Source organism: Pseudomonas sp. SMV71 (genome assembly GCF_052042015.1).
In the GTDB taxonomy this organism is placed as follows: Bacteria; Pseudomonadota; Gammaproteobacteria; order Pseudomonadales; family Pseudomonadaceae; genus Aquipseudomonas.
The window spans coordinates 35,902-62,479 of record NZ_JBKGGU010000009.1 but is presented as its reverse complement, the minus strand read 5'-3'; the positions used below and the strand labels follow the sequence as shown (position 1 = coordinate 62,479).

General features: G+C 62.0%; 25 protein-coding genes, 1 pseudogene and 1 riboswitch. Of the genes and pseudogenes, 20 read left to right on the top strand and 6 right to left on the bottom strand.

The window, feature by feature from the left end:
• Positions 1-3 precede the first annotated feature (3 nt).
• The 3 genes from relA to ACLEJQ_RS11065 all read left to right on the top strand — a co-directional run bounded on the left by relA (position 4) and on the right by ACLEJQ_RS11065 (position 3,789).
• On the top strand, positions 4-2,250 hold the full coding sequence (gene relA, locus ACLEJQ_RS11075) for a GTP diphosphokinase (RefSeq protein WP_440794871.1): 2,247 nt from the start codon (positions 4-6) through the stop codon (positions 2,248-2,250).
• 139 nt (positions 2,251-2,389) lie between these two features.
• On the top strand, positions 2,390-3,223 hold the full coding sequence (gene mazG, locus ACLEJQ_RS11070; protein WP_440794869.1) for a nucleoside triphosphate pyrophosphohydrolase: 834 nt from the start codon (positions 2,390-2,392) through the stop codon (positions 3,221-3,223).
• Positions 3,224-3,249: 26 nt separating this feature from the next.
• Entirely contained in the window at positions 3,250-3,789 is a 540-nt protein-coding gene (locus ACLEJQ_RS11065; RefSeq protein WP_440794867.1) for a DUF2058 domain-containing protein, read from the top strand.
• Positions 3,790-3,916: 127 nt separating this feature from the next.
• Here ACLEJQ_RS11065 and ACLEJQ_RS11060 read toward each other — a convergent pair whose 3' ends face one another.
• Positions 3,917-4,111, bottom strand: a complete 195-nt coding sequence (locus ACLEJQ_RS11060; RefSeq protein ID WP_440794866.1) for a hypothetical protein — start codon at positions 4,109-4,111, stop codon at positions 3,917-3,919.
• Between the two features lie 384 nt (positions 4,112-4,495).
• On the opposite strand from ACLEJQ_RS11060, the gene ACLEJQ_RS11055 reads away from it, so the two are divergent.
• A complete protein-coding gene (locus ACLEJQ_RS11055) occupies positions 4,496-4,978 on the top strand; it encodes a hypothetical protein (RefSeq protein WP_440794864.1) in 483 nt (160 codons plus the stop codon).
• A gap of 122 nt (positions 4,979-5,100) precedes the next feature.
• Here the strand turns inward: ACLEJQ_RS11055 and ACLEJQ_RS11050 are convergent, their stop codons facing one another.
• The 3 genes from ACLEJQ_RS11050 to purM are packed head-to-tail and all read right to left on the bottom strand — an operon-like array spanning position 5,101 to position 7,531.
• On the bottom strand, positions 5,101-5,814 hold the full coding sequence (locus ACLEJQ_RS11050) for a DUF3108 domain-containing protein (protein ID WP_440794862.1): 714 nt from the start codon (positions 5,812-5,814) through the stop codon (positions 5,101-5,103).
• Between the two features lie 8 nt (positions 5,815-5,822).
• The gene (gene purN / locus ACLEJQ_RS11045) at positions 5,823-6,473 is read right to left on the bottom strand and encodes a phosphoribosylglycinamide formyltransferase (protein WP_440794860.1); all 651 of its coding nucleotides are present in this window, start codon (positions 6,471-6,473) and stop codon (positions 5,823-5,825) included.
• A complete protein-coding gene (gene purM, locus ACLEJQ_RS11040) occupies positions 6,473-7,531 on the bottom strand; it encodes a phosphoribosylformylglycinamidine cyclo-ligase (RefSeq protein WP_440794858.1) in 1,059 nt (352 codons plus the stop codon). The genes purN and purM overlap by 1 nt, the downstream gene beginning before the upstream one ends.
• Before the next feature lie 366 nt (positions 7,532-7,897).
• Here purM and ACLEJQ_RS11035 point away from each other — a divergent pair, with 366 nt between their 5' ends.
• The 5 genes from ACLEJQ_RS11035 (at position 7,898) to ACLEJQ_RS11015 (ending at position 12,515) form a co-directional block, all read left to right on the top strand.
• Positions 7,898-8,956: a DUF2066 domain-containing protein gene (locus ACLEJQ_RS11035; RefSeq protein ID WP_440794856.1), complete on the top strand. Its 1,059-nt coding sequence runs from the start codon at positions 7,898-7,900 to the stop codon at positions 8,954-8,956.
• 31 nt (positions 8,957-8,987) lie between these two features.
• Positions 8,988-10,061 (top strand): AI-2E family transporter, encoded by a 1,074-nt coding sequence (locus ACLEJQ_RS11030; RefSeq protein ID WP_440794854.1) that lies wholly within the window; start codon positions 8,988-8,990, stop codon positions 10,059-10,061.
• Between the two features lie 156 nt (positions 10,062-10,217).
• Positions 10,218-10,922 carry a DnaA regulatory inactivator Hda gene (hda, locus tag ACLEJQ_RS11025; RefSeq protein ID WP_440794852.1) on the top strand — a complete coding sequence of 235 codons (705 nt, stop codon included), beginning with the start codon at positions 10,218-10,220 and terminating at the stop codon, positions 10,920-10,922.
• Between the two features lie 266 nt (positions 10,923-11,188).
• Entirely contained in the window at positions 11,189-11,815 is a 627-nt protein-coding gene (locus ACLEJQ_RS11020; RefSeq protein ID WP_440794850.1) for a C40 family peptidase, read from the top strand.
• 166 nt (positions 11,816-11,981) lie between these two features.
• Positions 11,982-12,515, top strand: a complete 534-nt coding sequence (locus ACLEJQ_RS11015) for a C40 family peptidase (protein ID WP_440794848.1) — start codon at positions 11,982-11,984, stop codon at positions 12,513-12,515.
• A 137-nt stretch (positions 12,516-12,652) separates the two neighbouring features.
• Here the strand turns inward: ACLEJQ_RS11015 and ACLEJQ_RS11010 are convergent, their stop codons facing one another.
• Positions 12,653-13,963, bottom strand: coding sequence for a PQQ-dependent sugar dehydrogenase (locus ACLEJQ_RS11010; protein WP_440794846.1), 1,311 nt, complete (start codon positions 13,961-13,963; stop codon positions 12,653-12,655).
• Between the two features lie 94 nt (positions 13,964-14,057).
• Positions 14,058-14,642: a hypothetical protein gene (locus ACLEJQ_RS11005; RefSeq protein ID WP_440794844.1), complete on the bottom strand. Its 585-nt coding sequence runs from the start codon at positions 14,640-14,642 to the stop codon at positions 14,058-14,060.
• Positions 14,643-14,791: 149 nt separating this feature from the next.
• Positions 14,792-15,000, top strand: a riboswitch (cobalamin riboswitch).
• Positions 15,001-15,077: 77 nt separating this feature from the next.
• Between ACLEJQ_RS11005 and cobO the strand changes: the two genes are divergently transcribed.
• From cobO to ACLEJQ_RS10950, 11 genes and pseudogenes are all read left to right on the top strand, one after another.
• A complete protein-coding gene (gene cobO / locus ACLEJQ_RS11000) occupies positions 15,078-15,689 on the top strand; it encodes a cob(I)yrinic acid a,c-diamide adenosyltransferase (RefSeq protein ID WP_440794842.1) in 612 nt (203 codons plus the stop codon).
• Positions 15,690-15,700: 11 nt separating this feature from the next.
• Positions 15,701-17,032 (top strand): annotated as a pseudogene (locus ACLEJQ_RS10995) (cobyrinate a,c-diamide synthase); the annotation flags it as partial.
• 158 nt (positions 17,033-17,190) lie between these two features.
• On the top strand, positions 17,191-17,841 hold the full coding sequence (gene bluB, locus ACLEJQ_RS10990; RefSeq protein WP_440794840.1) for a 5,6-dimethylbenzimidazole synthase: 651 nt from the start codon (positions 17,191-17,193) through the stop codon (positions 17,839-17,841).
• Positions 17,838-18,746 carry an adenosylcobinamide-phosphate synthase CbiB gene (gene cbiB, locus ACLEJQ_RS10985; protein ID WP_215007807.1) on the top strand — a complete coding sequence of 303 codons (909 nt, stop codon included), beginning with the start codon at positions 17,838-17,840 and terminating at the stop codon, positions 18,744-18,746. Before bluB ends, cbiB begins: the two co-directional genes overlap by 4 nt.
• Entirely contained in the window at positions 18,739-19,731 is a 993-nt protein-coding gene (gene cobD / locus ACLEJQ_RS10980) for a threonine-phosphate decarboxylase CobD (protein WP_440794838.1), read from the top strand. Before cbiB ends, cobD begins: the two co-directional genes overlap by 8 nt.
• Positions 19,728-21,179: a cobyric acid synthase gene (locus ACLEJQ_RS10975; protein WP_440794836.1), complete on the top strand. Its 1,452-nt coding sequence runs from the start codon at positions 19,728-19,730 to the stop codon at positions 21,177-21,179. The genes cobD and ACLEJQ_RS10975 overlap by 4 nt, the downstream gene beginning before the upstream one ends.
• Positions 21,180-21,330: 151 nt before the next feature.
• A complete protein-coding gene (gene cobU / locus ACLEJQ_RS10970) occupies positions 21,331-21,852 on the top strand; it encodes a bifunctional adenosylcobinamide kinase/adenosylcobinamide-phosphate guanylyltransferase (RefSeq protein WP_440794834.1) in 522 nt (173 codons plus the stop codon).
• Positions 21,849-22,904 carry a nicotinate-nucleotide--dimethylbenzimidazole phosphoribosyltransferase gene (gene cobT / locus ACLEJQ_RS10965; RefSeq protein ID WP_440794832.1) on the top strand — a complete coding sequence of 352 codons (1,056 nt, stop codon included), beginning with the start codon at positions 21,849-21,851 and terminating at the stop codon, positions 22,902-22,904. The genes cobU and cobT overlap by 4 nt, the downstream gene beginning before the upstream one ends.
• Positions 22,901-23,476: an alpha-ribazole phosphatase family protein gene (gene cobC / locus ACLEJQ_RS10960; protein WP_440794830.1), complete on the top strand. Its 576-nt coding sequence runs from the start codon at positions 22,901-22,903 to the stop codon at positions 23,474-23,476. Before cobT ends, cobC begins: the two co-directional genes overlap by 4 nt.
• A gap of 4 nt (positions 23,477-23,480) precedes the next feature.
• Positions 23,481-24,212: an adenosylcobinamide-GDP ribazoletransferase gene (locus ACLEJQ_RS10955; protein ID WP_440794829.1), complete on the top strand. Its 732-nt coding sequence runs from the start codon at positions 23,481-23,483 to the stop codon at positions 24,210-24,212.
• 198 nt (positions 24,213-24,410) lie between these two features.
• Positions 24,411-26,387 (top strand): hypothetical protein, encoded by a 1,977-nt coding sequence (locus tag ACLEJQ_RS10950; protein ID WP_440794827.1) that lies wholly within the window; start codon positions 24,411-24,413, stop codon positions 26,385-26,387.
• The last annotated feature ends 191 nt before the right edge of the window (positions 26,388-26,578 follow it).

Below are 26,578 nucleotides of genomic sequence, written 5' to 3'. Positions count from 1 at the left end.
AAGATGGTACAGGTGAGAGCACACCAGCCGATCAACACCGACGGCAGTATCAATCTCGAGGCTTGGCTCGATCACGCGGTCAGTATCGACATGGCACTGGATCGCGAAGCCTTGAAGGCCGCCTGCGAGTTCGCTCGCGAGGCGGAGCAGCAACACAACGCGGCGAAGAACCTGTGGTCCGAAGGCACCTCGAGTTTCCAGACGGGCCTGGAGATTGCCGAGATCCTTGCCGACCTCAAGCTCGACCAGGATTCGCTGGTGGCCGCCGTGCTTTATCGTGGCGTGCGCGAAGGCCAGATCCAGCTCCCGGTGGTCAGCCAGCGTTTTGGCGCGGTGGTCGCCAAGCTGATCGACGGCGTGCTGCGCATGGCCGCCATCAGCGCCAGTCTCAGCCCGCGTCATTCCATGGTGCTGGGCACCCAGGGCCAGGTGGAAAACCTGCGCAAGATGCTGGTGGCGATGGTCGACGACGTGCGCGTCGCGCTGATCAAACTCGCCGAACGTACCTGCGCGATTCGTGCCGTCAAAGCCGCCGATGACGAAAAGCGCAATCGTGTCGCCCGGGAAGTGTTCGACATCTATGCGCCCCTGGCCCACCGCCTCGGCATCGGTCATATCAAGTGGGAGCTGGAAGACCTCTCCTTCCGCTACCTGGAGCCGGAGCAGTACAAGCAGATCGCCAAGCTGCTGCACGAGCGGCGCCTGGACCGCGAGCGCTTCATCACCGACGTGATGACCCAACTGCGCGAAGAATTGCAAGCCACCGGCGTGGAAGCCGACATCAGCGGCCGGGCCAAGCACATCTACTCGATCTGGCGCAAAATGCAGCGCAAGGGCCTGGAGTTCAGCCAGATCTACGACGTTCGCGCCGTTCGCGTGCTGGTTCCGGAAATGCGCGACTGCTACACCGCGCTCGGGATCGTCCATACCTTGTGGCGGCACATTCCCAAGGAATTCGACGACTACATCGCCAACCCCAAGGAAAACGGCTATCGCTCGCTGCACACCGCGGTGATCGGCCCCGAGGGCAAGGTGCTGGAAGTGCAGATCCGCACCCACGCCATGCACGAGGAAGCCGAGCTGGGCGTATGCGCCCACTGGAAATACAAGGGCACCGACGTCAAGTCCAGCTCCAATCATTACGAAGAGAAAATCTCCTGGTTGCGCCAGGTGCTTGAATGGCATGAAGAGCTGGGCGATATCGGTGGCCTGGCGGAGCAGCTGCGGGTCGATATCGAGCCGGACCGGGTCTACATCTTCACCCCCGACGGTCACGCCATCGACCTTCCCAAGGGCGCGACGCCGCTGGACTTCGCCTACCGGGTCCACACCGAGATCGGCCACAACTGCCGTGGCGCCAAGATCAACGGGCGGATCGTGCCGCTCAACTACAGCCTGCAGACCGGTGAGCAGGTCGAGATCATCACCAGCAAGCACGGCACGCCGAGCCGCGACTGGCTAAACCCGAACCTGGGCTATATCACCACCTCGCGGGCGCGGGCGAAAATCGTCCACTGGTTCAAATTGCAGGCCCGCGACCAGAACGTCGCCGCCGGCAAGACCCTGATCGAGCGCGAGCTCAGTCGCCTGGGCCTGCCGCAGGTGGATTTCGACAAGCTGGCCGAAAAGGCCAACATGAAAACCGCCGAAGACATGTTCGCCGCCCTCGGGGCCGGCGACCTGCGCCTGGCACAACTGGTCAACCTGGCCCAGCAACTGGTGGAGCCGGAACGCGGCAACGAGCAACTGGAGCTGATCCCACGCAAGGCCACCGGCTACAAGCCCGGCAAGCGCGGCGATATCCAGATCCAGGGCGTGGGCAACCTGATGACCCAGATGGCGGGCTGCTGCCAGCCACTGCCGGGGGATGCGATCGTTGGCTACATCACCCAGGGGCGTGGCGTGAGTATCCACCGCCAGGACTGCGCCTCGGTGTTGCAACTGGCCGGTCGTGAACCGGAGCGGATCATCCAGGTCAGTTGGGGCCCGGTGCCGGTGCTCACCTACCCGGTGGACATCGTCATCCGCGCCTACGACCGTTCCGGCCTGCTGCGGGATGTGTCCCAGGTGCTGCTCAATGAGCGGATCAACGTGCTGGCGGTCAACACCCGCTCGAACAAGGAAGACAACACTGCGCTGATGTCCCTGACCATCGAAATTCCGGGGCTGGATGCACTGGGACGGTTGCTGGGACGGATTTCCCAGTTGCCGAACATCATCGAGACCCGGCGTAATCGGACGCCGGGGTGAGCGGGCACTGTTAAACACAGTCCGGTGTGGGAGCGAGCCTGCTCGCGATGGCGTCGGCTCAGTCGCATCACTGTCGACTGACCCACCGCTATCGCGAGCAGGCTCGCTCCCACAGGGATTCATGTCGTGAGATGGATTGATGTACAGCCTCGAAGACCTGCTCCACCTGATGAACCGCCTGCGCGACCCGCAGTACGGCTGCCCGTGGGACATCAAGCAAACCTACGCAACCATCGTCCCCCATACCCTGGAAGAAGCCTACGAAGTGGCCGATGCCATTGAGCGAGGTGATTTCGATCACTTGCAGGGCGAGTTGGGCGATCTATTGTTCCAGGTGGTGTATTACAGCCAACTGGCCCGGGAAGAAAACCGCTTCGAATTTGCCGGCGTGGTCGACAGCATCACTCGCAAGCTGATCCGCCGGCATCCCCATGTGTTTCCTACCGGTGATCTGTATGCGCCCATGGACCTGCCGCGCTTGAGCGAAGAACAGGTCAAGCAGCGTTGGGAAGAGATCAAGGCAGAAGAGCGTGCCGAAAAAGCCTCGGTGCCTGAGCAATTGTCGTTGCTCGACGATGTGCCGGCTGCGTTGCCGGCGCTGTCGCGCTCGGCGAAATTGCAGAAGCGTGCCGCCCAGGTCGGTTTCGATTGGCCCGGTCCGTTGCCGGTGCTCGACAAGGTCCGGGAAGAGCTGGACGAAGTGCTTGAAGCCATGGCCGATAATGATTCTGCGGCCATCAGCGACGAGATCGGTGACCTGCTGTTCAGCGCGGTTAATCTGGCTCGCCACCTCAAAGTGGACCCGGAAACGGCCTTGCGCGGCGCCAACGGCAAGTTCGAGCGACGATTCCGATTTATCGAACAGGCATTGCGCGACACCCACCGTCCCATGGAAGATTGCACCCTCGAAGAATTGGACGCCTTGTGGGGCGAAGCCAAACGTCAGGAAAAGAATTTGCCCAGCTGTGGCTGAGGCCGTTGCCTAAGTGAGTAAGCACCATGAGCCTTTCCCTTCGCGACCAGTTGCTCAAAGCAGGGCTGGTCAACCAAAAGCAGGCCAAGCAGGTCGGCAAAGAGAAACAGAAGCAGCAGCGCCTGGCCCACAAAGGCCAGATCGAACTCGATGACTCCCAGCAGCGTGCCGCCCAGGAAGCCATGGCCGAGAAGGTCAAGCGCGACCAGGAACTCAACCGGCAGCAGCAGGAAAAGGCCGAGCAGAAGGCCCGGGCCGCGCAGATCAAGCAACTGATCGAAGTCTCGCGCCTGCCGAAACTGACCACCGAGGACTACTACAACTTCGTCGATGACAAGAAGGTCAAACGCCTCTCGGTCAATGCCCTGATGCGCAACAAGCTGAGCAGCGGCTCGTTGGCGATCGTCCACCATGCCGGCGGCTACGAAGTGATCCCGCGCGAGGCGGCCCTGAAGATCCAGGAACGCGACCCCAAGCGCATCGTCCAGCTCAACACCCAGACCGAAGAAGTGGACGCGGATGATCCGTACGCGGCTTATCAGATTCCGGATGATTTGATGTGGTAGATCCGGCAGCTTGAAACGAACTGTGGCGAGGGAGCTTGCTCCCGCTTGAGTGCGAAGCACTCAACCAAGAAGGGCTGCTACGCAGCCCAGCGGGAGCAAGCTCCCTCGCCACGGGTTTGCGCATCGTTCAGGATTCTACTGTCTCACCCGAGCGCTGCCGTTCCTGGCACTCCAGCTCGTCTCTATAGCGGTTCGCCTCCGTCTCGGAGTGAAACATCCCCACCAGCAGATCCTGCTGACGCACATCCCAGATCCGGATCCCGGCGGCAATGGCTTCGTGAGACATGTGGGCATCATCGCGTTCATTTACTTTCACTGTCATCTTGCTAACTCCAATCTCGGTCATCTGCAGCAAGGCGTGTGCAGGACTTTGTTATAGATTTGGATAGCCAGCTAAGTAAATGCCTGGAAGCGTTAAGAAGTTTTCATGAAAATCGCAACAATGCCGCAGGCCAGGCAGGGCGCGGCGTTTGGTCGCAGATGGTGTTCATGAAGAAGGTTTCATGATACGGCGAAAGTCCATTTGATCAGATTTTTAGGTGCACCTGTCAACTTTGACAGTTACCCCGCCCCTCAAAACCCTGTTTACTTCCATCCGGCGTGGTGCGATGGGGTGTGTTTGATGGTGCCTGGCGATGCTTGAACTGTTTTCGATATGAAGCAGCCGGGGAGGTCCATGGCAGAGTGGTGATCAAGGAGTCATATTATGAATATGCTTAAAGCATTGGTTATTGGCTTTATGCTTCTAGCCGGCTGCGCAATTACTAACTCATCAGTGCAAGCAGATATGCCGAAGGGGGTGATTAAACTATCTGCAAATGAAGATGGGGGCGGCAAGTCTTGTGCGTTAGAAATTAAAGAGACCACTGACGCGCAATATTTTAATATGGGAGGTACTGATTGTACGAATGACGAGGCGAGGTATTTTATGCTTGAAAATGTACCTTCGGCCACAGTGATACGATTTGATGATAAAAAATGCGATGATTCGGGCCATAATTGGTATTTTAAAATAAAGACAATTATTCATCCTACTACTACTCGTCGGATAAATCTCAGGGAGTTGAAGGATGCTTTGGACGGCTCAATTGTAGTCAAGGGGGTTATGCTTGTGGAAAAAAATGACCCGGATAAATATGATGACGGAAAATTGAGTTGCGTTGTTGTTTGGCGTTCCGCGTTGCCTTGAATTAACCCGGCTCTTATTAAAGGGTGCATGACGCTTATTTTCTATTTGCGCCGATAGGGCGGGCTTGAAATCCGGGCAATAAGAAGCCCCGCATCGGCGGGGCTTCTTATTGCCAGTGTGGATCAGCTGCCTTTCACAGCCTTCCCGTTGACCGTACCGTCCTGGAGCATGATGTTGTACTCCTTGCCATCGGTCTCGACCTGTTGCAGGCGCACCAGCAGGTAGTCCCAGTCCTTGGCGAACCAGAGCACCGTGATGCGTTTGCTTTGTGTCGGATCGCGCACGCGCTCGACCTTGATCGCGTCGATCTGGCCGGCCTTGGTCTCGACTTTTTCCGAACCCAGCACGCGGAAGTCGTAGGTGTCGACTTCACCATCGTCGACCACCTGATAACTCATGCTTTTCTTGCCGGCCGCGACGTCGTGCTGCAGGGCCAGTTGGTAGGTGGACTTGTCGACCATGCCACGGTTGAGTGGCAGCTTGACCGCGTCGCCGCGATCGGTGCCGGTGACCATCTTGGCGTTCCAGTCGAAGTCCAGGTCGGCCTTCTTGGCTTTGCCCAGACCACCGCGTTCGAAGTGGTAGGACTGTGGCAGCAAGGTGTCCTTGTCCAGGGTCAGGGTGCTTTCTTCGGTCAGGCTGGCGATCATCATCGACGCCTTGAAGCTGAGCTTCCAGGTGCCGTTGGCCTCCTTGGTCAGGCTGCGCTCGGCAGTGCCGCTCATCGGCAGCTGTTTCCAGTCGGCGGTGTAGCTGGCGGAGAACGGTTGAAGTTCCGAAGCCTGTGCCAGGGGCAGGGCAAGCAGAGCGCAAGCGAAGAGCAGGGCGCGACGCATAATATCTCCTAGTGTCGAATCAAGTGGCCGCTGGCCGGCAATAACTGGCCGTCCAGTGAGGCTCCGCGGTCGTCGAGGGTCAGCCGTCCTTCGGCAAACCAACGCACGGCCATCGGGTAGATCTGGTGCTCGCGGGCGTGAACCCGTTGCGCCAGGCTTTGCGGCGTGTCGTGCAACTCTACCGGTATTACCGCCTGTACGACCAGTGGCCCGCCATCGAGTTCCTCGGTGACAAAGTGCACGGAGCAGCCGTGCTCCGTGTCGCCGGCCTCCAGCGCCCGCTGATGAGTGTGTAACCCTTTGTATTTGGGCAGTAGCGAAGGATGGATATTGAACAGGCGGCCCTGGTAGTGACGCACGAAGCCGGCGCTGAGGATGCGCATGAAGCCAGCCAGCACGACCAGCTGCGGATTGAAGGTGTCGATCTGTTCGATCAGCGCGGCGTCGAAGGCTTCGCGGCCCTCGAACGCCTTGTGATCCAGGACGCGGGTGTCGATTCCCGCCTCCCGGGCACGTTGCAGGCCGTAGGCGTCGGCGCGGTTGGAGATCACCGCGCGGATGCGGACCGGGCTGTCGCCGGTCCGCGTGCTGTCGATCAGGGCCTGCAAGTTACTGCCGGTGCCGGACAGCAGCACCACGACATCACAGGTTGCGGACATCAGTGCGCCTTAAGGTTTTTCAGCTCGACCTGGGCAGCGCCTTCAGCGGCGGTGGCGATCTGGCCGATGACCCATGGCTGCTCGCCGGCTTCACGCAACACGTTCAGGGCGGTCTCGACGTGCTCCTGGGCCACGCAGATCACCATGCCTACGCCGCAGTTCAACACGCGGTGCATTTCTGTCTCGTCGACGTTGCCTTTCTCTTGCAGCCAGTCGAACACCGCCGGGCGGGTCCAGCTCGCCACGTCGACCACCGCCTGGGCGCCTTTTGGCAGCACGCGCGGGATGTTGTCCAGCAGGCCGCCACCGGTGATATGAGCCATGGCCTTGACGGCGCCAGTGTCCTTGATCAGCTTGAGCAGTGGCTTGACGTAGATGCGGGTCGGAGCCATCAGCAGGTCGGTCAGCGGCTTGCCGTCGAGCTGGGTGTTCTCGATGTCGGCGCCGGAGACTTCGATGATCTTGCGGATCAATGAGTAGCCGTTGGAGTGCGGGCCGGAAGACGGCAGGGCGAGCAGGGCATCGCCGGCGGCGACTTTCGAGCCGTCGATGATCTCGGCTTTTTCCACCACGCCGACGCAGAAACCGGCCAGGTCGTAGTCTTCGCCTTCGTACATGCCAGGCATTTCAGCGGTTTCGCCGCCCACCAGGGAGCAACCCGAAAGTTCACAGCCGGCACCGATGCCGGTCACGACCTGGGCGGCGGTGTCGACGTTCAATTTGCCGGTGGCGTAGTAATCGAGGAAAAACAGGGGCTCGGCGCCGCAGACCACCAGGTCGTTCACGCACATCGCAACCAGGTCGATGCCGATGCTGTCGTGCTTGTTCAGGTTCAATGCCAGGCGCAGCTTGGTGCCGACGCCGTCGGTGCCCGAGACCAGCACCGGTTGCTTGTAGCCGGCCGGGATCTCGCAGAGGGCGCCGAAACCGCCCAGGCCGCCCATGACTTCCGGACGCGCAGTGCGCTTGGCGACGCTCTTGATGCGTTCGACCAATGCTTCACCGGCGTCGATGTCTACACCGGCGTCCTTGTAGCTCAGGGAGGGTTGCTTGCTCATGATCCAGGCCTTTAGGGGGGAATTTCTGGGTAACGACCGACCGCCCGGACCATTGAATAACCGTTGTACGAGTCATTCCGATTGCCCAGCGATTGCCGGTCTGCGAAGGCGCGCGATTTTATCAGGCTTGAGGGGCAGCGGCCATCCTCGCGCCGACGGGCAGGGACATATCCACGGAAAAAAACCGATATTTCTTATATTGGTACTGCGCGGCGCGTCTGTATAAGGTGTAGCGGTAAGCGGCGAGGGTGATGACCGTGGGAAACTTGCATCGGGTGGGTGAATGTTTTGCCGGGTGCCGTGGTCACAGCCATGCTCAATCTTCTTCACACGGCCTGTTCCAGCCGTTACGTCCGGGAATCTTCCATGCGTTTGTTCAAATTCTTGTCTGTGGGTTGTCTGTCGCTGATCAGCCTGGCGAGCCAGGCCGAAACCGTCAATGGCCTTTATCAAGTGCTCGAACCGGTCAGCAACCAGACGCCGGAAGAGCGTAACCAGGCGACATTGCGCGCCCTCGATACGCTGGTGCTGCGCCTGACCGGCGACGCCAAGGCCGCGCAGAACCCAGGCCTGGCGGCGATCCGCAAGGACCCGCAACAGATCATTCTGCAATACGGCTACGATGCCGGCCCGCCCGAGAGCCTCAAGGTGGACTTCGACCCGGCGAGCACCGACCGGGCCTTGCGCTCCGCCGGGCTGTCGCTGTGGAGTGCGAACCGACCGTCGATCCTCGGTTGGTGGCTGAACGATTCGGCCGAGGGTTCAAGCCTGGTGGGTGACGGTCAGGCCAGCGCCGCGCCGCTGCGCCGTGCCGCGCAACATCGGGGCCTGGCGTTGCACCTGCCGCTGGCGGATTTGAGCGAGCAGATAGTCGCCACGGCGCCGAACCTGGAAGGCAGCGACCCGGCGCCGCTGCGCGATGCGTCGGAGCGATACGCGGCCGATGCCTTGCTGGCGGTCCATGCCAAGGAAGAAGGTGGCCAATGGCACGGGACCTGGCGCCTGTGGCTGGGCGATCAGCGTGAGCAGGGCACGGCCCAGGGCGCCGACGCCGCCGCGCTGGCCGATGCTGTCATGCTGGCGGTGAACCAGCGCCTCGCACCGCGTTTCGTGGCCAAGCCGGGCGTGGCGACTGAACAGTTGCTGCAAGTGCAGGGCATGAACCTTGAGCGCTACGCCGCGCTTGGACGCTTGCTCGAGCCGTTCGGTGGGCAATTGCAATGGGTCGATGGCGACCAGATCGTCTATCGGGTCAATGGCAGCGCCGAACAGCTGAAGGCGCAACTGGCCCTGGCGAAGCTCCAGGAAGTCCCGGCCGGTGAGCCTGTCGCACCCGCGCCGGCGGCCCAGCCTGCCGCCGATGGCTCGACCCCGGTGGCGACGCCTGCGCCGGCCCCGGCGGCCAGCTTGCGGTTCCGTTGGTAGTTTTCTTTCTCTCTATAGCTAGGAGTGGTTCATGGGCGATACGCGGCGTTGGTTCTGGTTGGGTGGGGTGGCCCTGCTGATCGCGTTTATCTATCTGCTGCATCCGATCCTTACACCGTTCCTGGTTGCGCTGCTGTTGGCCTATCTGTTCGATCCGGTGGTGGATCGCCTGGAGAAACTCGGCCTGTCACGGACCTGGGGCGTCGTGGCGGTATTTGCGCTGTTCACCTTGATCGTCAGCGCCCTGTTGCTGGTGTTGATACCGATGCTCGCCAAGCAACTGGTGCGCCTGTATGAGCTGGCGCCACAGATGCTCGATTGGTTGCAGCACGTTGCCGTGCCGTGGGTGCAGGCGAAGCTGGGGCTGGCGGACGGTTTCTGGAAATTCGACAAGGTCAAGGCCGCCATCAGCGAGCACATGGGCCAGACCACCGATATCGTCGGCGTGGTCTTGAGCCAGGCCACGGCCTCGAGCCTGGCGCTGATTGGCTGGCTGGCGAACCTGGTATTGATTCCGGTGGTGGCGTTCTATCTGTTGCGGGACTGGGACCTGATGATGGCCAAGATCCGCAGCCTGCTGCCGCGTCATCGTGAAGCACACATCATGAGTCTGACCGGTGAGTGCCACGAGGTGTTGGGGGCATTCGTGCGCGGGCAATTGCTGGTGATGGTGGCGCTGGGCTTCATTTATGCCGCCGGGCTGATGCTGGTGGGGCTGGAGCTGGGGCTGCTGATCGGCATGATCGCCGGGCTGGCGGCCATCGTGCCGTACATGGGCTTTGTAATCGGGATTGGCGCGGCGTTGATTGCCGGGTTGTTCCAGTTCGGTGGCGACCTGTACCCCATGATTGGCATCGTCGCGGTGTTCATGGTGGGCCAGGCGCTGGAAGGCATGGTGCTGACGCCGTTGCTGGTGGGCGACCGGATCGGCCTGCATCCTGTGGCGGTGATCTTCGCGATCCTCGCGGGCGGCGAGTTGTTCGGCTTCACCGGGATCCTGCTGGCGCTGCCGGTGGCGGCGGTGATCATGGTGCTGGTGCGGCACATGCACGATCTGTACAAGGATTCGGACATCTACAGCGGCACCGAAGACCCCGAGCTGTAGCGGGAACGCCAGGAAAACCGTCGCTCGCCCGGGTTGTCGCTGCAAACCTTTGATTTTGCTTGGGGTCCGGTGCATTGTGCGGTCCGCGTCACGGGTATAGACTTTGCTAACTTCACACAGAGGTCACTCACGGCTCCCCGCAGCCGTTCAGCCAGCATGGAACCGATTCAGCTGCCCCTAGGTGTGCGTCTGCGTGATGACGCCACCTTTATCAACTACTACCCAGGCGCCAATGCCGCAGCACTCGGCTATGTCGAGCGGCTCTGCGAAGCCGACGCCGGTTGGACCGAGAGTCTGATCTACCTGTGGGGCAAGCACGGGGTAGGGCGCACGCATCTGTTGCAGGCCGCGTGCCTGCGGTTCGAGCAGATGGGCGAACCGGCGGTATACCTGCCGCTGGCAGAGTTGCTGGATCGCGGGGTGGAAATCCTCGACAACCTTGAACAGTACGAACTGGTGTGCCTGGACGATCTCCAGGCTGTTGCCGGCAAGGCTGACTGGGAAGAGGCGCTGTTCCATCTGTTCAATCGCTTGCGCGACAGCGGTCGGCGCCTGCTGATTGCCGCCTCGACGTCGCCACGGGAGCTGCCGATCAAACTGGCGGATCTCAAGTCTCGCCTCACCCTGGCGCTGATTTTCCAGATGCGCCCGCTGTCCGATGAAGACAAACTCCGGGCATTGCAGTTGCGCGCGTCTCGGCGTGGACTGCACCTGACCGATGAGGTCGGGCATTTCATTCTGACCCGAGGCACCCGCAGCATGAGCGCGCTGTTCGAATTGCTCGAACGTCTCGACCAGGCTTCCCTCCAGGCTCAGCGCAAGCTGACTATTCCTTTTTTGAAAGAAACCCTGGGCTGGTGAAAGCTTGTTGGGGCCCGCTTTTGTGGCGAGGGAGCTTGCTCCCGCTTGAGTGCGAAGCGCTCACAGAAAAGGGTCTGCTGCGCAGCCCAGCGGGAGCAAGCTCCCTCGCCACAGTGGGTTGCAGGCCACGTGACATTCAAAATGGGCTTAAGCGCTTAGATGTAAACGCAAAACCGGGAAGTCACATTTTCATCGATTGAATTTGCAAATGAGGTTGATAGAGGGCATAGTCTCGCCATCTTTACTACTCAGCCACGGTCGTGCCCATGCTAAATCGCTTCGCACCCCTCGTGCCTCTCGCACTCGTTACCCTGTTGTTCGGTTGCGCTGCCCACTCTCCAGTGTCCCAGCAAGTACAACAACCACAGGTTCAGAACACCGTTACCGCCCAGTCTTCCTCCGTGTCCTTCCAGGAAGAAATGGCCGACGACAAAGAGCTGGCAGCCTTCGCCGGCAACAAGCCTTACCAACTTCCGGTGCTGGCCGACAGCATCCTGGAGCGTGGCATGTCGCTGATCGGCACCCGCTATCGCTTTGGTGGCACCTCTGAAGCCGGCTTTGATTGCAGCGGTTTCATTGGCTACCTGTTCCGCGAAGAGGCCGGCATGAGCCTGCCTCGGTCGACGCGGGAAATGATCAACGTGAACGCCCCATTGGTAGCGCGCAATCAGCTGGAACCCGGTGACCTGCTGTTCTTCAGCACCAGCGGCCGTCGCGGGCGCGTCAGTCACGCCGGCATCTACCTGGGCGACAACCAGTTCATCCATTCCAGCAGCCGCCGCAGCGGTGGCGTGCGAATCGATAGCCTGGGTGACAGCTACTGGAGCAAGACCTTCATCGAAGCCAAGCGCGCCCTCGCCATGGCACCGACCGTGGTCACCGCTCGCAAGTAAGCGCACAGTTTGTAAGGCAAACTTAAAGTCTTACTTGAAGTTTGCCTTACAGCCGCTAGAATCCTTGATCATTGATTGATGGCAATCCGCCTGCGTATTTCGCGGGCGGATCTGTTTTCACGCCCACGGCAGAAAAAGCCGCATCCAGATCAGGATTGTTCTGCATATGTCGACGTCGGCCCGCTTCGCCCTCATGTGTCTCGCAGCGCTGCTCAGCGCTTGCGCCAGTCGCACACCACCGCCCGCACCGGTACGGGCCCCCGTGGTCTTTGCACCCTCGCAACCCTTTTCCCCAGCGGCTGAAGATGTGCTTTTTCGAGCGCTTGGCCTGGTCGGGACGCCTTATCGCTGGGGCGGTAACACGCCGGATTCAGGTTTTGATTGCAGTGGCCTGATCGGCTACGTCTACCGCGATGCCGCCGGTATTTCCCTGCCGCGCTCCACGCGCGAGATGATCAGTATGCGTGCGCCAGATGTTGGCCAGGACGCCTTGCAGACTGGTGATCTGATTTTCTTCGCTACCAATGGCGGCTCCCAGGTCAGTCATGCCGGGATTTATGTGGGGGAGGGGCGCTTTGTCCATGCACCGGCTACCGGCGGCACGGTCAAGCTCGACAGCCTGTCCAAGGCCTATTGGCAGAAGGCCTATCTGAGCGCCAAGCGGGTGCTGCAGCCGGAGCATCTGGCGCGTAATCCCTGACGACTCGTCACATCCCTGATGGATTTTGTGGCGGGGGAGCTTGCTCCCGCTTGAGTGCGAAGCGCTCACAAAAAAGGGTCTGCTGCACAGCCCAGCGGGAGCAAGCTCCCTCGCCACGGGGTTATCTCAAAAGCCGATTACTTACCCGACACCCGCCAAATCTTGTTCCCCACATCATCCGCCACCAACAGTCCGCCCTGCTTATCAATCACCACGCCCACCGGCCGGCCCTGGGCTTTTTCGTCTGCGTTGAGGAACCCGGTCAGCACATCCACTGGTTGGCCAGCCGGCTTGCCGCCGTTGAACGGTACGAAAATCACTTTATAACCACTGTGAGGCTTACGGTTCCAGGAGCCATGCTGCCCGATGAAGGCGCCTTCAGTGAACGGCGCGGGTAGGCTGCTGCCTTCGGCAAAGGTCAGGCCCAGCGAGGCGGTGTGAGGGCCAACGGCATAATCCGGGGCGATGGCCTTGGCGACCATTGCCGGGTTCTGCGGCTCGACTCGGACATCGACATTCTGCCCGTAATAGCTGTAGGGCCAGCCATAGAAGGCGCCGTCCTTGACCGATGTAATGTAGTCGGGCACCAGGTCGCTGCCGATCTCATCCCGCTCGTTCACGGCGGTCCACAGCGCGCCGCTGCGCGGTTCCCAGGCCAGGCCGTTGGGGTTGCGCAGCCCCGAGGCGAAAATACGGTGCTGGCCGCTGGCGCGATCGACCTCCCAGATCGCCGCACGCCCTTCTTCGGCCTCCATGCCATTTTCCGCGACGTTGCTGTTCGAACCCGTGGTGACGTACAGCTTGCTGCCGTCCCGGCTGGCGATCACGTTCTTGGTCCAGTGATGGTTGAGGGTGCCGCCAGGCAGATCGACAACCTTGGTCGGCTCTGCCTTGATCTGCGTGTCGCCTTCCTTGTAGGGAAAGCGGATCAGTCGGTCGGTGTCGGCAACGTACAGATCGTTGCCTACCAGGGTCATGCCGAACGGCGAGTTCAGGTTCTCCAGGAACACCGTGCGGGTTTCGGCAATGCCGTCGTGATCGCTGTCGCGCAGCAGTGTAATGCGGTTGGGGCTGGGTACGCCGGCGCCGGCGCGGCCCATGACTTTCTTCATCACCCAGCCGCGGATGCCCTTGGCGTCGTCCGGCTTGGGTGGTGCGTTGGTCTCGGCCACCAGCACATCGCCGTTGGGCAGCACGTAGAGCCAGCGCGGATGGTCCAGGCCTTCGGCGAAAGCGGCTACTTGCAGGCCTTGGGCCGGAGTTGGCTTGGCGCCTTGGGGCCAGCCGACGGCTTCGGCGATGTTGACGGTAGGAATCAGGGTCTTGTTCGGCTCCGGCAGTTTCGGCGTCGGGCCGGTGCCGTCGGAAACCTGCAGGGTCGACGACTCGCCACAGGCGACGAGCCCGGCGGCGAGGGCGACGATCAGAAGATGAGGTGGCTTGAACATGCTGGCTTCCCTATGAATGCACGTGGTTATTCATAGAGAAGCGTAGACCCGGGATGGTTCAACCTGTGGCCATCCCGGAACCTTGTGGGTGGCGTCAGCCGTGGGCCTGCTTGAACAGCACGGCGATGCCCGGATGATAGTGGCCGCTCTCGTTGCGCAACTTGCGGTAGGCATAGGGGAAATACCAGGCCACGGCGCAGGTGTTTTCCTTCTGCAAGTCGTCGAGCATGTCTTGCAACTCTTCTGGCGTGGCGCTCTGTTGGGCTTTTTGCGGCGCGACGAACAGGCAGCCCAGCTTCAGGTCGCTGGCATAGCTGATGCGCTTGGCGTCACTGGCGGCTTCCGACAGCGGCTGGGTCAGGTTCAGGTTGCTGACCTTGGGCCAGCGCTGGGTGGCCTGGATGAAGGCGCGCTCTTCGGTGCTGGCGATGAACAGATCGGCGCTGACGTTGCGTTCGCCTTCTTCGTTCTGCTTGCGGGTCGGGGCGTTTTGCAGGGTGACCATCTCGGCCATCCACGCCGCAGCGGAAAGCAGGCCGAGGTTGGCGCGCTCATCGAACCAGTAAGGGGTGTCATTATCGCCACGCACTGCGTTGTAGCGGTCGATACAGTCGAACCAACGCTCCAGCATCGGACGCAGGAACTCCAGTTTCGGATTGCTGATGATCATGCCTTGCATGCCAGTTGCCCTCTTATTCTTGTGATATCGGGTCGTAATGTCTCTTTGATATCACTTGCCGTAGCCTGACACAAGATTGGCGCCACTTTATTGATCCGGGCCAATGTCCGGCGGCGGCTTTAATTGACGCTCCACCCCTAACCCTCTAACCTTCGCGGCTTGTTTCAGGTGCTTTGTGATCCCGATCGACAAAGTGAAACAGGGAAGCCGGTGAGTGCAGACAAACCCGGCGCTGCCCCCGCAACGGTAAATGAGTCAAGGTTGCCCACAAGCCACTGTGTCCAAGGACATGGGAAGGCGCGTAACCCGGCATACGCCGCTCATGAGCCCGGAGACCGGCCTGATCCATCCAACGGCATCACGGTGGGCGATGCCAGGCGCCTTGCCGTCGTTTTTTTGCCTGCCCGCCGTTTCAATCCCAACGGAGAGCTCCCCATGACCGATACGCCTGATCGCGACGAACGCCACCTGGCGCGCATGCTGCGCAAGAAAGCCGTGATCGACGAGCGCATCGCCAACGCCCCGAATGAATGCGGCCTGTTGCTGGTGCTGACCGGCAACGGCAAGGGCAAGAGCAGCTCGGCATTTGGCATGTTGGCGCGGGCCATGGGCCACGGTATGCAATGCGGTGTTGTGCAGTTCATCAAGGGCCGCAACAGTACCGGTGAAGAATTGTTTTTCCGCCGCTTCCCGGAGCAGGTGCGTTTTCATGTGATGGGCGAAGGCTTCACCTGGGAAACCCAGGACCGCCAGCGTGACATCGCCGCCGCCGAAGCGGCCTGGGCCGTCTCGCGGCTATTGCTCAGTGATCCGGCCACCGGCCTGGTGGTGCTTGATGAGCTGAACATCGCCCTCAAGCACGGGTACCTCGATCTTGATCAAGTCCTCAGCGATCTGCAGGCGCGTCCGCCGATGCAGCATGTGGTCGTGACCGGGCGCGGCGCCAAGCCTGAGATGATCGAGCTGGCCGACACCGTGACCGAAATGGGCATGATCAAGCACGCCTTCCAGGCCGGTATCAAGGCGCAGAAAGGCGTCGAACTGTGAGTGATGCCGTCATGACCCGCCGCCATTGTCCGGCGGTGTTGATCGCCGCCCCTGCCTCGGGGCAGGGCAAGACCACCGTCACCGCCGCGTTGGCCCGGTTGCATCGCAACCAGGGGCGCAAGGTACGTGTGTTCAAGTGCGGCCCGGATTTTCTCGACCCGATGATCCTGGAGCGAGCCAGCGGCGCGCCGGTCTATCAGTTGGACATGTGGATGGTCGGCGAACAGGAAAGTCGCCGGCTGCTGTGGGAAGCCGCCGCCGATGCCGACCTGATCCTGATCGAAGGGGTGATGGGGTTGTTCGACGGCACGCCGTCCAGCGCCGATCTGGCGCGGCACTTCGGCGTGCCGGTGCTGGCGGTGATCGACGGCACGGCCATGGCCCAGACCTTCGGCGCCCTGGCCCTGGGCCTGGCGCGATATCAACCGGACTTGCCGTTCGCCGGGGTCCTGGCCAATCGGGTCGGCACCCTGCGCCACGCGCAATTGCTCGAAGGCAGCCTGACCGAAGGCCTGCGCTGGTACGGTGCGCTGTCGCGGGAAACCGGCATCGAATTGCCCAGCCGCCACCTCGGCCTGGTCCAGGCCGGCGAATTGAACGACCTGGACCTGCGCCTCGATGCCGCCGCCGATGCCTTGGCCGCCAGTTGTGAGGTCGCGTTGCCGCCCGCCGTCGAATTCGCGGCCCCTGAGGTGATCCAACCCGAGCCGTTGCTCGACGGTGTACGCATCGCCGTTGCCCGCGACGAGGCGTTTGCCTTCACCTACGGCGCCAGTCTCGATCTGCTGCGGGCCATGGGCGCGCAATTGCACTTCTTTTCGCCGATCCATGACACCGAACTGCCCGAGGCCGATAGTCTTTACCTGCCTGGCGGTTACCCCGAGCTGCATCACGTTGCGTTGGCCGAAAATGCGCCGATGCTGGCGGCGATCCGAGCTCACCATGCAGCCGGCAAGCCGTTGCTCGCCGAGTGTGGCGGCATGCTGTACCTGCTGGACTCATTGACCGACGTCGAAGGGACCCGTGCTGAACTGCTGGGTTTGCTGGCCGGTGAGGCGCAGATGCAAAAACGCCTGGCGGCCTTGGCGCTGCAATCGGTGGAACTGCCGGAAGGCACCCTGCGCGGGCACACTTATCATCATTCGTTGACCAGCACGGAGCTTGAGCCGATTGCCCGTGGGCACAGTCCCAACGGGGGACGCGGCGCAGAGGCGGTGTTTCGGGAGGGGCGGATGACGGCCTCCTATGTGCATTTTTACTTTCCTTCGAATCCGCGTGCGATTGCCGCGCTGTTTGCGCCAGACCTTGAGACCGCTATCGCGAGCAGGCTCGTTCCCACAGGGAACGGTGCACCTCAAACCAATGGTGCACACCAATCCGGTGGTGCACCTCAAACCAATGGTGCACACCAATCCGGTGGTGCACCCCAGTCCAATGGTGAACCGCAAACTCAGGGTGAACAGCAGCCCAATGTGGGAGCGAGCCTGCTCGCGATGCGGCCATGACAGACACCGCCTTCTCCCAGGCCGAACGCGACGCCATCTACCGCGCCATCGCCGAGCGCCGCGACATGCGGCATTTCAGCGGCGGCACGGTCGAGCCGGCCCTGCTGCGCCGTCTGCTGGAAGCCGCGCACCAGGCGCCGAGCGTGGGCCTGATGCAACCGTGGCGCTTCATCCGCATCAGCGACCGCGCCCTGCGTGGCCAGATCCGCCAACTGGTGGAGCAAGAACGCATTCGTACCGCCGATGCCCTGGGCGAGCGCAGTGATGAATTCATGAAACTCAAGGTCGAAGGCATCAACGATTGCGCCGAAGTGCTGGTGGCGGCGTTGATGGACGACCGCGAGCGGCACATCTTCGGCCGGCGGACCCTGCCGGAAATGGACCTCGCCTCACTGTCCTGCGCTATCCAGAACCTATGGCTGGCCTCCCGTGCCGAAGGGCTGGGGATGGGCTGGGTGTCGCTGTTCGAACCCCAGGCCCTGGCCGATCTGCTGGGCTTGCCCACCGGCGCCAAGCCCCTGGCAATCCTGTGCCTGGGCCCGGTCGAAGGCTTCTACCCGGCGCCGATGCTCGCCTTGGAAGGCTGGGCGCAACCGCGTCCATTGCATGAACTGCTGTATGAAAACCGTTGGGGAGTCAGCCCATGAGTGTCGCCTTGCTCAGTGCCGCCGCAGTGGCGCTGGATGCGCTGCTGGGCGAGCCCCGGCGCTGGCATCCGCTGGTGGCATTCGGTGGCTTTGCCGATCGCATCGAACAACGTTTCAATGCCGGCGGACGCGGCTGGCGCAGCCATGGGGTGACTGCGTGGTTCATCGCCGTGGTGCCGTTGACCTTGCTGGCGACCGCCCTGTCCTGGGCGCCGATGGTGGGCTGGCTGGTGGAAATCCTTGCGCTGTATTGCGCTCTCGGCCTGCGCAGCCTGGGTGAGCATGTCGAACCCGTCGCCAGGGCGCTGCGCAGCGGCGATCTGAACGAGGCGCGCAAGCGGGTGGGCTATCTGGTCAGCCGCGAGACTGCCGAGCTGGACGAAACGGCGGTGGCCCGGGCCGCCACCGAGTCGGTGCTGGAAAATGGCAGCGATGCGGTGTTCGCCGCGCTGTTCTGGTTCGCCGTGGCGGGCGCGCCCGGCGTGGTGCTGTACCGCCTGAGCAACACCCTCGACGCGATGTGGGGCTATCGCAACGAACGCTTCGAGCGCTTCGGTTGGGCGGCGGCGAAGATCGATGACCTGCTTAACTATATTCCGGCGCGCCTCGTGGCATTGACCTACGCACTGCTGGGAAAAACCCGACTGGCCTTGAAGTGCTGGCGTACCCAAGGCCCGACTTGGGACAGCCCGAACGCCGGGCCGGTCATGGCTGCCGGTGCCGGTGCGCTGGCTGTCGAGTTGGGCGGGGCGGCGGTTTATCACGGCGAACTGCACCAGCGTCCGCCGTTGGGCGAAGGCGTACCGGCAAGTGCCGATTCCATCGATCGTGGCTGGCAACTGGTGCAGCGCGGGGTATGGTTGTGGCTGCTGATCCTTTGCCTGGGAGCTGAGTTTTATGCTTGAGCACGGTGGCCGCTTGCGCAACGCAGCCTTGCAATACGCAATCGCTGAAGCCGACTGGCTCGACTTGTCCAGCGGCCTGGCGCCGTGGCCGTTCGACGTCCCGACGATTCCCCAGCGGGCCTGGGCGCGCCTGCCGGAAACCGATGACGGCCTGGAACAGGCCGCCTGCGATTACTACGGTGCATCCCAGGTGCTGCCGGTGGCCGGTTCGCAGATGGCGATCCAACTGTTGCCGCGTCTGCGGCGGGCCGGCAAGGTCGGCGTGCTGTCGCCGTGCTACGCCGAACACGCCGAAGCCTGGCGGCGCAGTGGTTACATCGTGCGCGAAGTGCTGGAAGCCGAAGTGGATTTCTTTCTCGACAACCTCGACGTGCTGGTGGTGGTCAACCCGAACAACCCCACGGGGCTGAGCCTGGACCCCGAGCGTCTGCTCGATTGGCATGCGCGCCTGGCCCAGCGCGGTGGTTGGTTGGTGGTGGATGAAGCCTTCATGGATGTCACGCCGCACCTGAGCCTGGCCGCCCAGGCCCATCAGGTCGGGCTGATTGTGTTGCGCTCGTTCGGCAAGTTTTTTGGCCTGGCCGGGGTGCGCCTGGGGTTTGTCCTGGCCGAGCGGCATTTGCTGCGGTTGCTTGCCGAACAGGTCGGGCCATGGGCCGTCAGCGGGCCGACCCGGGTGCTCGGCCAGGCTTGCCTGCTGGACACTGCCGCCCATGCCCGCCAGCGTCAACGGTGCGAAGAAGCCAGCCAGCGTCTTTCGCGGCTATTGGAGCGCCACGGCTTCAAGCCCCACGGCAGTTGCGCACTGTTCCAATGGTTGGTCACCGAACGTGCCCACGAGCTTCACGATTTCATGGCCCGTCGCGGCATCCTGCTGCGGCTGTTCGCGAACAACAGCAGTTTGCGTTTCGGGCTGCCGGCCGACGGCGCCCAATTCCAGCGTCTGGACCAAGCATTCGACGCCTACGCCAAGGACCACCCATGACCACTGTGATGGTGCAAGGCACCACCTCCGATGCCGGCAAAAGTACCCTGGTGACGGCGCTGTGCCGCTGGGTCCGGCGCCAGGGCGTCGGCGTAGTGCCGTTCAAACCACAGAACATGGCCCTCAACAGTGCGGTAACGGCCGACGGCGGCGAGATCGGCCGCGCCCAGGCGGTGCAGGCCCAGGCTGCCGGGCTCGAACCGCACACCGACATGAACCCGGTGTTGCTCAAGCCCAACAGCGATACCGGCGCCCAGGTGATCATCCATGGCCGCGCCGTCACCACCATGAACGCTGTGGCCTATCACGATTACAAAGCCATCGCCATGCAAGCGGTGCTGGCCTCCCACGCCCGTTTGAGCGCCGCCTATCCGGTGGTGATGGTGGAAGGCGCAGGCTCGCCGGCGGAGATCAACCTGCGCGCTGGCGACATTGCCAACATGGGCTTTGCCGAGGCGGTGGACTGCCCGGTGCTGCTGATCGCCGACATCAATCGCGGCGGGGTGTTCGCCCATCTGGTCGGCACCCTGGAATTGCTCTCGCCAAGTGAACAGGCGCGGGTCAAGGGCTTCATCATCAACCGCTTTCGCGGTGACATCGCCTTGCTGCAACCAGGCCTCGACTGGCTGGAGGCGCGCACCGGCAAACCGGTGCTCGGCGTGTTGCCCTACGTCATGGATCTGCACCTGGAAGCCGAAGATGGCCTCGACCAGCGCCAGACCGACAAGGCCGAACAGGTGCTCAAGGTGGTGGTGCCGGTTTTGCCACGCATCAGCAATCACACCGACTTCGACCCGCTGCGCCTGCACCCCCAGGTCGATCTGCAATTCATCGGCCCCGGCCAGGCCATTCCGCCCGCCGACCTGATCATCCTGCCCGGTTCGAAAAGCGTGCGCAGCGACTTGGCCTATCTGCGCGCCAACGGCTGGGAAAACGCAATCCAACGTCATCTGCGCTATGGCGGAAAATTGATGGGCATCTGCGGCGGTCTGCAGATGCTCGGCCAGTACGTCCACGACCCGTTGGGCCTTGAAGGTGCGGCGGGCTCCAGTGCCGGCCTGGGTTTGCTGGGCTTTGAAACGACGCTGGAATGCGAGAAGCAACTGCGCAATGTGCGAGGACGGCTTACTCTGGAAGACGCCGAGGTCAGCGGCTATGAGATCCACGCGGGCGTGACCACAGGCCCAGCCTTGGAAAACCCAGCGGTGCAGTTGGACGATGGCCGTTGTGACGGCGCCCAGAGCCCCGATGGGCAGATTTTCGGCACCTACCTGCATGGACTGTTCGAATCGCCCGCGGCCTGCAGCGCGTTGTTGCGCTGGGCGGGATTGGCGGATGTGCAGACGGTGGATTACCACGGGTTGCGCGAGCGGGACATCGAGCGGTTGGCGGACCTGGTGGAGCAGCATCTGGATGTTGGGGTCTTGCGTGAGCTTTGTGGGATCTAGGTTGACTGTGCTGGCCCTATCGCGAGCAGGCTCGCTCCCACAGGGATCGCTGGTGAGCATGAATTTCAGATACACCCTGAGCCCAATGTGGGAGCGAGCCTGCTCGCGATGAGGCCGGCAGCAACACCGCCTATTTGAAAGGTAAGACACCATGCTCCAACTCATCCTCGGCGGCGCCCGCTCCGGCAAGAGTCGCCTGGCTGAAAAACTCGCGACGGACACCGGCTTGCCGGTGACCTACATCGCCACCAGCCAACCCCTGGACGGCGAGATGAACGCCCGCGTCGCGCAGCACCGTGCCCGGCGCCCGGCCGAATGGGCGCTGGTGGAAGAACCGCTGGCCCTGGCCCGAGTGCTGCGAGAACACGCCGCACCTGGCCGTTGCCTGCTGGTCGACTGCCTGACCCTGTGGCTGACCAACCTGCTGATGCTCGACAACCCCGAACAACTGAACGCCGAACGCGAGGCCCTGCTGGACAGCCTCGCCGCGCTGCCCGGTGAAATCATTTTTGTCAGCAACGAAACCGGCATGGGCGTCGTGCCGCTGGGCGAGTTGACTCGCCGTTATGTCGATGAAGCCGGTTGGCTGCATCAAGCCTTGGCCGAACGTTGTCAGCGCGTCGTGCTGACCGTCGCCGGCCTGCCCCTGACTCTCAAAGGTACTGCGTTATGAATCACCGCTGGTGGCTGGACCCGTGCAAGCCTCTCGACACCCAGGCCTTGGAACAGGCTGCGGCCCGTCAGCAACAACTGACCAAACCGGCTGGCTCCCTTGGGCAGTTGGAAACGGTTGCGGTGCAATTGGCGGGGCTGCAAGGGCAGGTCAAGCCGCGCCTGGACGCCGTTTCCATCGCGATCTTCGCCGGTGACCACGGCGTGGTGGCCGAAGGTGTGTCGGCCTTCCCTCAGGAAGTCACCGGGCAGATGCTGCTCAACTTCGTCAGCGGCGGCGCGGCCATCAGCGTCCTGGCGCGGCAGTTGGGCGCCTCGCTGGAAGTGGTGGATCTGGGCACCGTAACGCCTTCGCTGGACCTGCCCGGCGTACGGCATCTGAATGTCGGCCCCGGCACTGCAAACTTCGTCCACGGCCCGGCGATGACCGAGGACCAAGGCGAGCAAGCCTTGCGGGCCGGGCGCGACAGTGTGGAGCGCGCTATCGCCGCCGGAAGCCGATTGTTTATCGGCGGTGAAATGGGCATCGGCAACACCACGGCGGCCAGCGCCCTGGCCTGTGCCTTGCTCGATTGTCCGGTGGCCCATCTGGTCGGCCCCGGCACCGGCTTGGACGCAGCGGGCGTCAATCACAAAGCCCTGGTGATCGAGCGAGCGCTGGCGCTGCACGCAGCCCAGAACAACGACCCGTTGCAGACCCTGTTCAACCTCGGCGGTTTTGAGATTGCCGCGTTGGCTGGGGCGTACCTGGCCTGCGCCCAGCAGGGCGTCGCCGTGCTGGTGGATGGGTTCATCTGCAGCGTCGCCGCGCTGGTGGCGGTGCGCCTCAATCCCGAGTGCCGGCCATGGCTGCTGTTCAGCCATCGCGGCGCCGAGCCCGGCCATCGCCATGTGCTGGAAACCCTCGGCGCCGAACCGCTGCTCGACCTCGGCCTGCGCCTGGGCGAGGGCAGTGGCGCGGCGTTGGCCGTGCCGCTGTTGCGCCTGGCCTGTGACATGCACGGGCAGATGGCGACATTTGCCGAAGCCGCCGTGGCGGATCGCCCGGCATGACCTTGCGCCTGGACCTGCTGCGCCACGGCGAAACCGAGTTGGGTGGCGGCCTGCGCGGCAGCCTCGACGACGCCCTGACCGCCAAGGGCTGGGAACAGATGCACGCGGCGGTCGCCCAAGGCGGGCCGTGGGATCGGCTGGTGAGTTCGCCGCTGCAACGGTGTGCCCGTTTCGCCGAGCAGCTCGGCGCCCGTCTCGGCGTACCGGTGCAACTGGACAAGGACCTGCAGGAACTGCATTTCGGTGCCTGGGAAGGTCGCAGCGCGGCGGCGTTGATGGAGACCGACGCCGACGCCCTGGGCCGGTTCTGGGCCGACCCCTACGGTTTCACGCCTCCCGACGGTGAGCCGGTACTGGCGTTTTCCGGGCGGGTGCTGGCCGCCATCGAACGCTTGCACAGCGCCTATGCCGGCCAGCGCGTCCTGCTGGTCAGCCACGGTGGCGTGATGCGCTTGCTGCTAGCCCAGGCCCGAGGCCTGCCGCGCGAACAACTGCTGAATGTCGAGGTCGGCCACGGTGCGTTGTTCGCCCTGCGGGTGACGTCCGGCCCGACCCTGACGGAAGAGGCCTGAGCCGATGCTGCCGTTCTGGATCGCCCTGCAGTTTCTCAGCAGTCTGCCGGTGCGCCTGCCGGGCATGCCCGAGCCTGAACAATTGGGCCGCTCATTGCTGTTCTATCCGTTGGTGGGGCTGCTATTCGGTGGTTTGTTGTGGCTGCTCAATACCCTGCTCCTCGGCGCACAGCCACTGCTCCATGCTGCGTTGTTGCTGACGGCGTGGGTCCTGCTCAGCGGCGGTTTGCACTTGGATGGCCTGGCCGACAGCGCCGATGCCTGGCTCGGCGGCTTCGGCGACCGTGAACGCACCTTGCTGATCATGAAAGACCCACGCAGTGGACCGATTGCGGTCGTCACCCTGGTGTTGGTGTTGTTGCTCAAATTTACCGCGCTGCTGGCGTTGGTCGAGCAAGGGCAGGGCGTGATGTTGATCATCGTCCCGGTACTGGGACGCGGGGCGTTGCTCGCGCTGTTCCTGACCACGCCTTACGTGCGCGCCGGCGGGTTGGGGCAGGCGCTGGCCGATCATCTGCCACGGCGTGCTGGGTGGCGGGTGTTAGCAGGGGGCGCGTTGGGCTGCGTGTTGGTGGCGGGGTGGAGTGGGATACTCGCGCTGGTGGTTGCCGTGGGGGTGTTTGTTGGCTTTCGGCGGATGATGCTGCGCAGGCTCGGGGGATGTACCGGGGATACGGCTGGGGCGCTGCTTGAATTGCTGGAGATGGCGGTGTTGGTCGCAATTGTGTTGGTCTGACAGGGTCTACGAGGACACTGTGCGTAAGAACACCTGTCAACTCTGACAGTTTCGTCGTAATCGAAAAAAGCGCTTACTTCGTTCAAGTGCAGAACGACGGGAAGCGTCTGGGTAGTGCCCGCTAATAATCGGTCTGCTTTTCGAACTGAAGCGCCATGGACGTCCATGGCGCAAAGTATGAATACGGAGAGCGATAACATGGCTGATTCAGATAAAAAAGAGCAGTCGGCTTCATCAAATGAGAGCGGAGCCGGCGGGCCCGCGCCCTTTGTGATACAGGATCCGGTTGTGGAGCCTGCTCCGATGCCTGGGTTACCACTAGGGCTTATCCGCAGGTCAGACCTGGATAACGGTCTGACCACAACAATCCAGACGTGGGGCAACGAGATACCGGACGGGTTTAAGGAGTATTTCCGGCTGCAGATTGCAAGAGGGACGAGTAACGAATGGGATTTGGTACAGGAGCATGAGGTCACGGGGGGCGCTAGCTGGGTGCCTCTGGTGTTCACTATCCCCAGTGCTTTCCTGTTGGACCCGGAGCACGAGGGCACTTTCAGTCTGCGCTACGAGCACGAGAACTTAGGCGGGGTTTTCGATCGGTCCGGACGCGCTTACATCCACATCGATAAGACTCCTCCAGGCGGTACGCTTCCTCCAGACCCAATGACATTCACATTCGTGCCGCCTATTACCGATGATACGTTTGGCACGGATGACTATCTGGAAGCGACAATACCGCCCTGGACTGGCGATCAAAAGGACGTGTTAATCGCGTTCGGCTGGATAAAAGGAGAACTGCCCGAAGACCCTGCTGATATCGACCTCATCGTTCAGCCTATTGATCCTGCGGTCAGCAGGGTAATACAGATTCCCAAGAGCAAGTTCATCGAGGCCGGGGACGGCAGGTGTTGCGGTGGCTATGTACTGATCGACAAGGCCGGTAACCCTAGCCCTCTGTCGAAATATGAACTGATCTCGGTCGCGCTCGATCCGTGGCCTGTTCCACCACTGGATGAGCCCACGGCTGCGGATGCCACGGGTGGAGAGCTCATTCGTTCGGATGTTGTCGATGGGAACGTGCTGGTCAATGTGCCTTACGTCGACAAGGGCAAGAACACCGATATCGTTGTCGTCAAATGGAACACTAAGGAAATCACCCCGGGTACGCCTTTAGGGAGCAACCCTGCGAGCGGGACCAACATTCCCGTGCCTTGGTCGACTATCTGGGAAGAATACGGCAGCACTACGACTGGCGTGGTGCCCACACCACTGTCCTACACGGTGTTTCGAGGGGTAGAGCCCTTTCCATCAGACGTAGCAACCGTACGGTGCAACTTCTCCACCACCGGGCCGGAAGACCCGGATCCGGAACCTGGCAACGATCTATTGGAGCCGGTCACGGTGGTAGGGCTCTCGGGCGTTGACAATGTGCTGGTGCCTAGCGACGAAGATCAAGATATCTTCGCCTATATCAAACTGGTTGCACCGCTGGTCGATGATGACACTTATCAAGTCCTATGGAATGGCACCCCCATCGGCTCCCCCTATGTGATCGATGTCAATAATGATTCGGCTGGGGACGTCATTGAGATTCCACTCGATTGGGACACCATCCGCCTCGAAGGCCCCAGCGCGGCCATGCCGGTCTGGTACAAGTTAACCAACGCGAGCCACGTCAACCCGGGAGAGCCGAAGGAACGCACCCCAGTCCAGATTGACTTCCTGGTTAGCCAACTGCCGCCGGCCATCCCTCAGCATGTGCATCCAACCAATGGTTTAGTGAACTGTGATTCACTGCGCTGGAACGCGGCTGGAACAAGCTACGGCATCGAATATCTGATTCCGCCGAGTCCCTATCTGAAGGCAGGCGACGATGTCGCAGTGCAATGGAACGGTTATACGAACTTTGCGAACCCGGTGCTGGTACCCGGCGCAAATAAAACTCACACATTCACCAATATTACCGAGGAGCAGGCCACTAACGGGATTATCTGGCTCATCGAACCTTATGCCACCCATCTCCTGCCTGTCTGGCAGAGCAATTCCCAGATAGGAAAAGGCGAAGTGAGCTATACGATTCCAGGGAAACCCGTTGTAGCAACGCCTACGGCTGACAGGATAGTGTTATCGCAGGGCGAAGGTACCTGCAACGTCCCAACGAGGCCGACCCCTTGAGATGCAGTTATCCAACTGATGCCAGTCACCCAGACCGGGACGTCTGGTTGACTGGCATCAGGAAAAGTTAGGCTCGTTCCTATGATTGGGTTCATCGGTTGTGCAGATAAATTCAGAAAAGTCCTACATACCACGGAATCGACGATCTGTAGCCTGCGCGACCTTCTGTATCCCATTCGCCACAGGGTGCC

Excerpts from the sequence above, each read along its gene's own strand:
- purM (WP_440794858.1), bottom strand. The coding sequence starts at position 7,531 with ATGAGCAAGCAACCCTCCCTGAGCTACAAGGACGCCGGTGTAGACATC.
- cobO (WP_440794842.1), top strand. The coding sequence starts at position 15,078 with ATGACCGATACGCCTGATCGCGACGAACGCCACCTGGCGCGCATGCTG.
- ACLEJQ_RS11050 (WP_440794862.1), bottom strand. The coding sequence starts at position 5,814 with ATGCGTCGCGCCCTGCTCTTCGCTTGCGCTCTGCTTGCCCTGCCCCTG.
- cobT (WP_440794832.1), top strand. The coding sequence starts at position 21,849 with ATGAATCACCGCTGGTGGCTGGACCCGTGCAAGCCTCTCGACACCCAG.
- ACLEJQ_RS11030 (WP_440794854.1), top strand. The coding sequence starts at position 8,988 with ATGGGCGATACGCGGCGTTGGTTCTGGTTGGGTGGGGTGGCCCTGCTG.
- ACLEJQ_RS11035 (WP_440794856.1), top strand. The coding sequence starts at position 7,898 with ATGCGTTTGTTCAAATTCTTGTCTGTGGGTTGTCTGTCGCTGATCAGC.
- cobC (WP_440794830.1), top strand. The coding sequence starts at position 22,901 with ATGACCTTGCGCCTGGACCTGCTGCGCCACGGCGAAACCGAGTTGGGT.
- ACLEJQ_RS11005 (WP_440794844.1), bottom strand. The coding sequence starts at position 14,642 with ATGCAAGGCATGATCATCAGCAATCCGAAACTGGAGTTCCTGCGTCCG.
- cbiB (WP_215007807.1), top strand. The coding sequence starts at position 17,838 with ATGAGTGTCGCCTTGCTCAGTGCCGCCGCAGTGGCGCTGGATGCGCTG.
- purN (WP_440794860.1), bottom strand. The coding sequence starts at position 6,473 with ATGTCCGCAACCTGTGATGTCGTGGTGCTGCTGTCCGGCACCGGCAGT.
- ACLEJQ_RS11060 (WP_440794866.1), bottom strand. The coding sequence starts at position 4,111 with ATGACAGTGAAAGTAAATGAACGCGATGATGCCCACATGTCTCACGAA.
- ACLEJQ_RS11020 (WP_440794850.1), top strand. The coding sequence starts at position 11,189 with ATGCTAAATCGCTTCGCACCCCTCGTGCCTCTCGCACTCGTTACCCTG.
- ACLEJQ_RS11010 (WP_440794846.1), bottom strand. The coding sequence starts at position 13,963 with ATGTTCAAGCCACCTCATCTTCTGATCGTCGCCCTCGCCGCCGGGCTC.
- bluB (WP_440794840.1), top strand. The coding sequence starts at position 17,191 with ATGACAGACACCGCCTTCTCCCAGGCCGAACGCGACGCCATCTACCGC.
- hda (WP_440794852.1), top strand. The coding sequence starts at position 10,218 with ATGGAACCGATTCAGCTGCCCCTAGGTGTGCGTCTGCGTGATGACGCC.
- mazG (WP_440794869.1), top strand. The coding sequence starts at position 2,390 with ATGTACAGCCTCGAAGACCTGCTCCACCTGATGAACCGCCTGCGCGAC.
- ACLEJQ_RS10975 (WP_440794836.1), top strand. The coding sequence starts at position 19,728 with ATGACCACTGTGATGGTGCAAGGCACCACCTCCGATGCCGGCAAAAGT.
- relA (WP_440794871.1), top strand. The coding sequence starts at position 4 with ATGGTACAGGTGAGAGCACACCAGCCGATCAACACCGACGGCAGTATC.
- ACLEJQ_RS11015 (WP_440794848.1), top strand. The coding sequence starts at position 11,982 with ATGTCGACGTCGGCCCGCTTCGCCCTCATGTGTCTCGCAGCGCTGCTC.
- ACLEJQ_RS10950 (WP_440794827.1), top strand. The coding sequence starts at position 24,411 with ATGGCTGATTCAGATAAAAAAGAGCAGTCGGCTTCATCAAATGAGAGC.
- cobU (WP_440794834.1), top strand. The coding sequence starts at position 21,331 with ATGCTCCAACTCATCCTCGGCGGCGCCCGCTCCGGCAAGAGTCGCCTG.
- ACLEJQ_RS11065 (WP_440794867.1), top strand. The coding sequence starts at position 3,250 with ATGAGCCTTTCCCTTCGCGACCAGTTGCTCAAAGCAGGGCTGGTCAAC.
- ACLEJQ_RS11055 (WP_440794864.1), top strand. The coding sequence starts at position 4,496 with ATGAATATGCTTAAAGCATTGGTTATTGGCTTTATGCTTCTAGCCGGC.
- ACLEJQ_RS10955 (WP_440794829.1), top strand. The coding sequence starts at position 23,481 with ATGCTGCCGTTCTGGATCGCCCTGCAGTTTCTCAGCAGTCTGCCGGTG.
- cobD (WP_440794838.1), top strand. The coding sequence starts at position 18,739 with ATGCTTGAGCACGGTGGCCGCTTGCGCAACGCAGCCTTGCAATACGCA.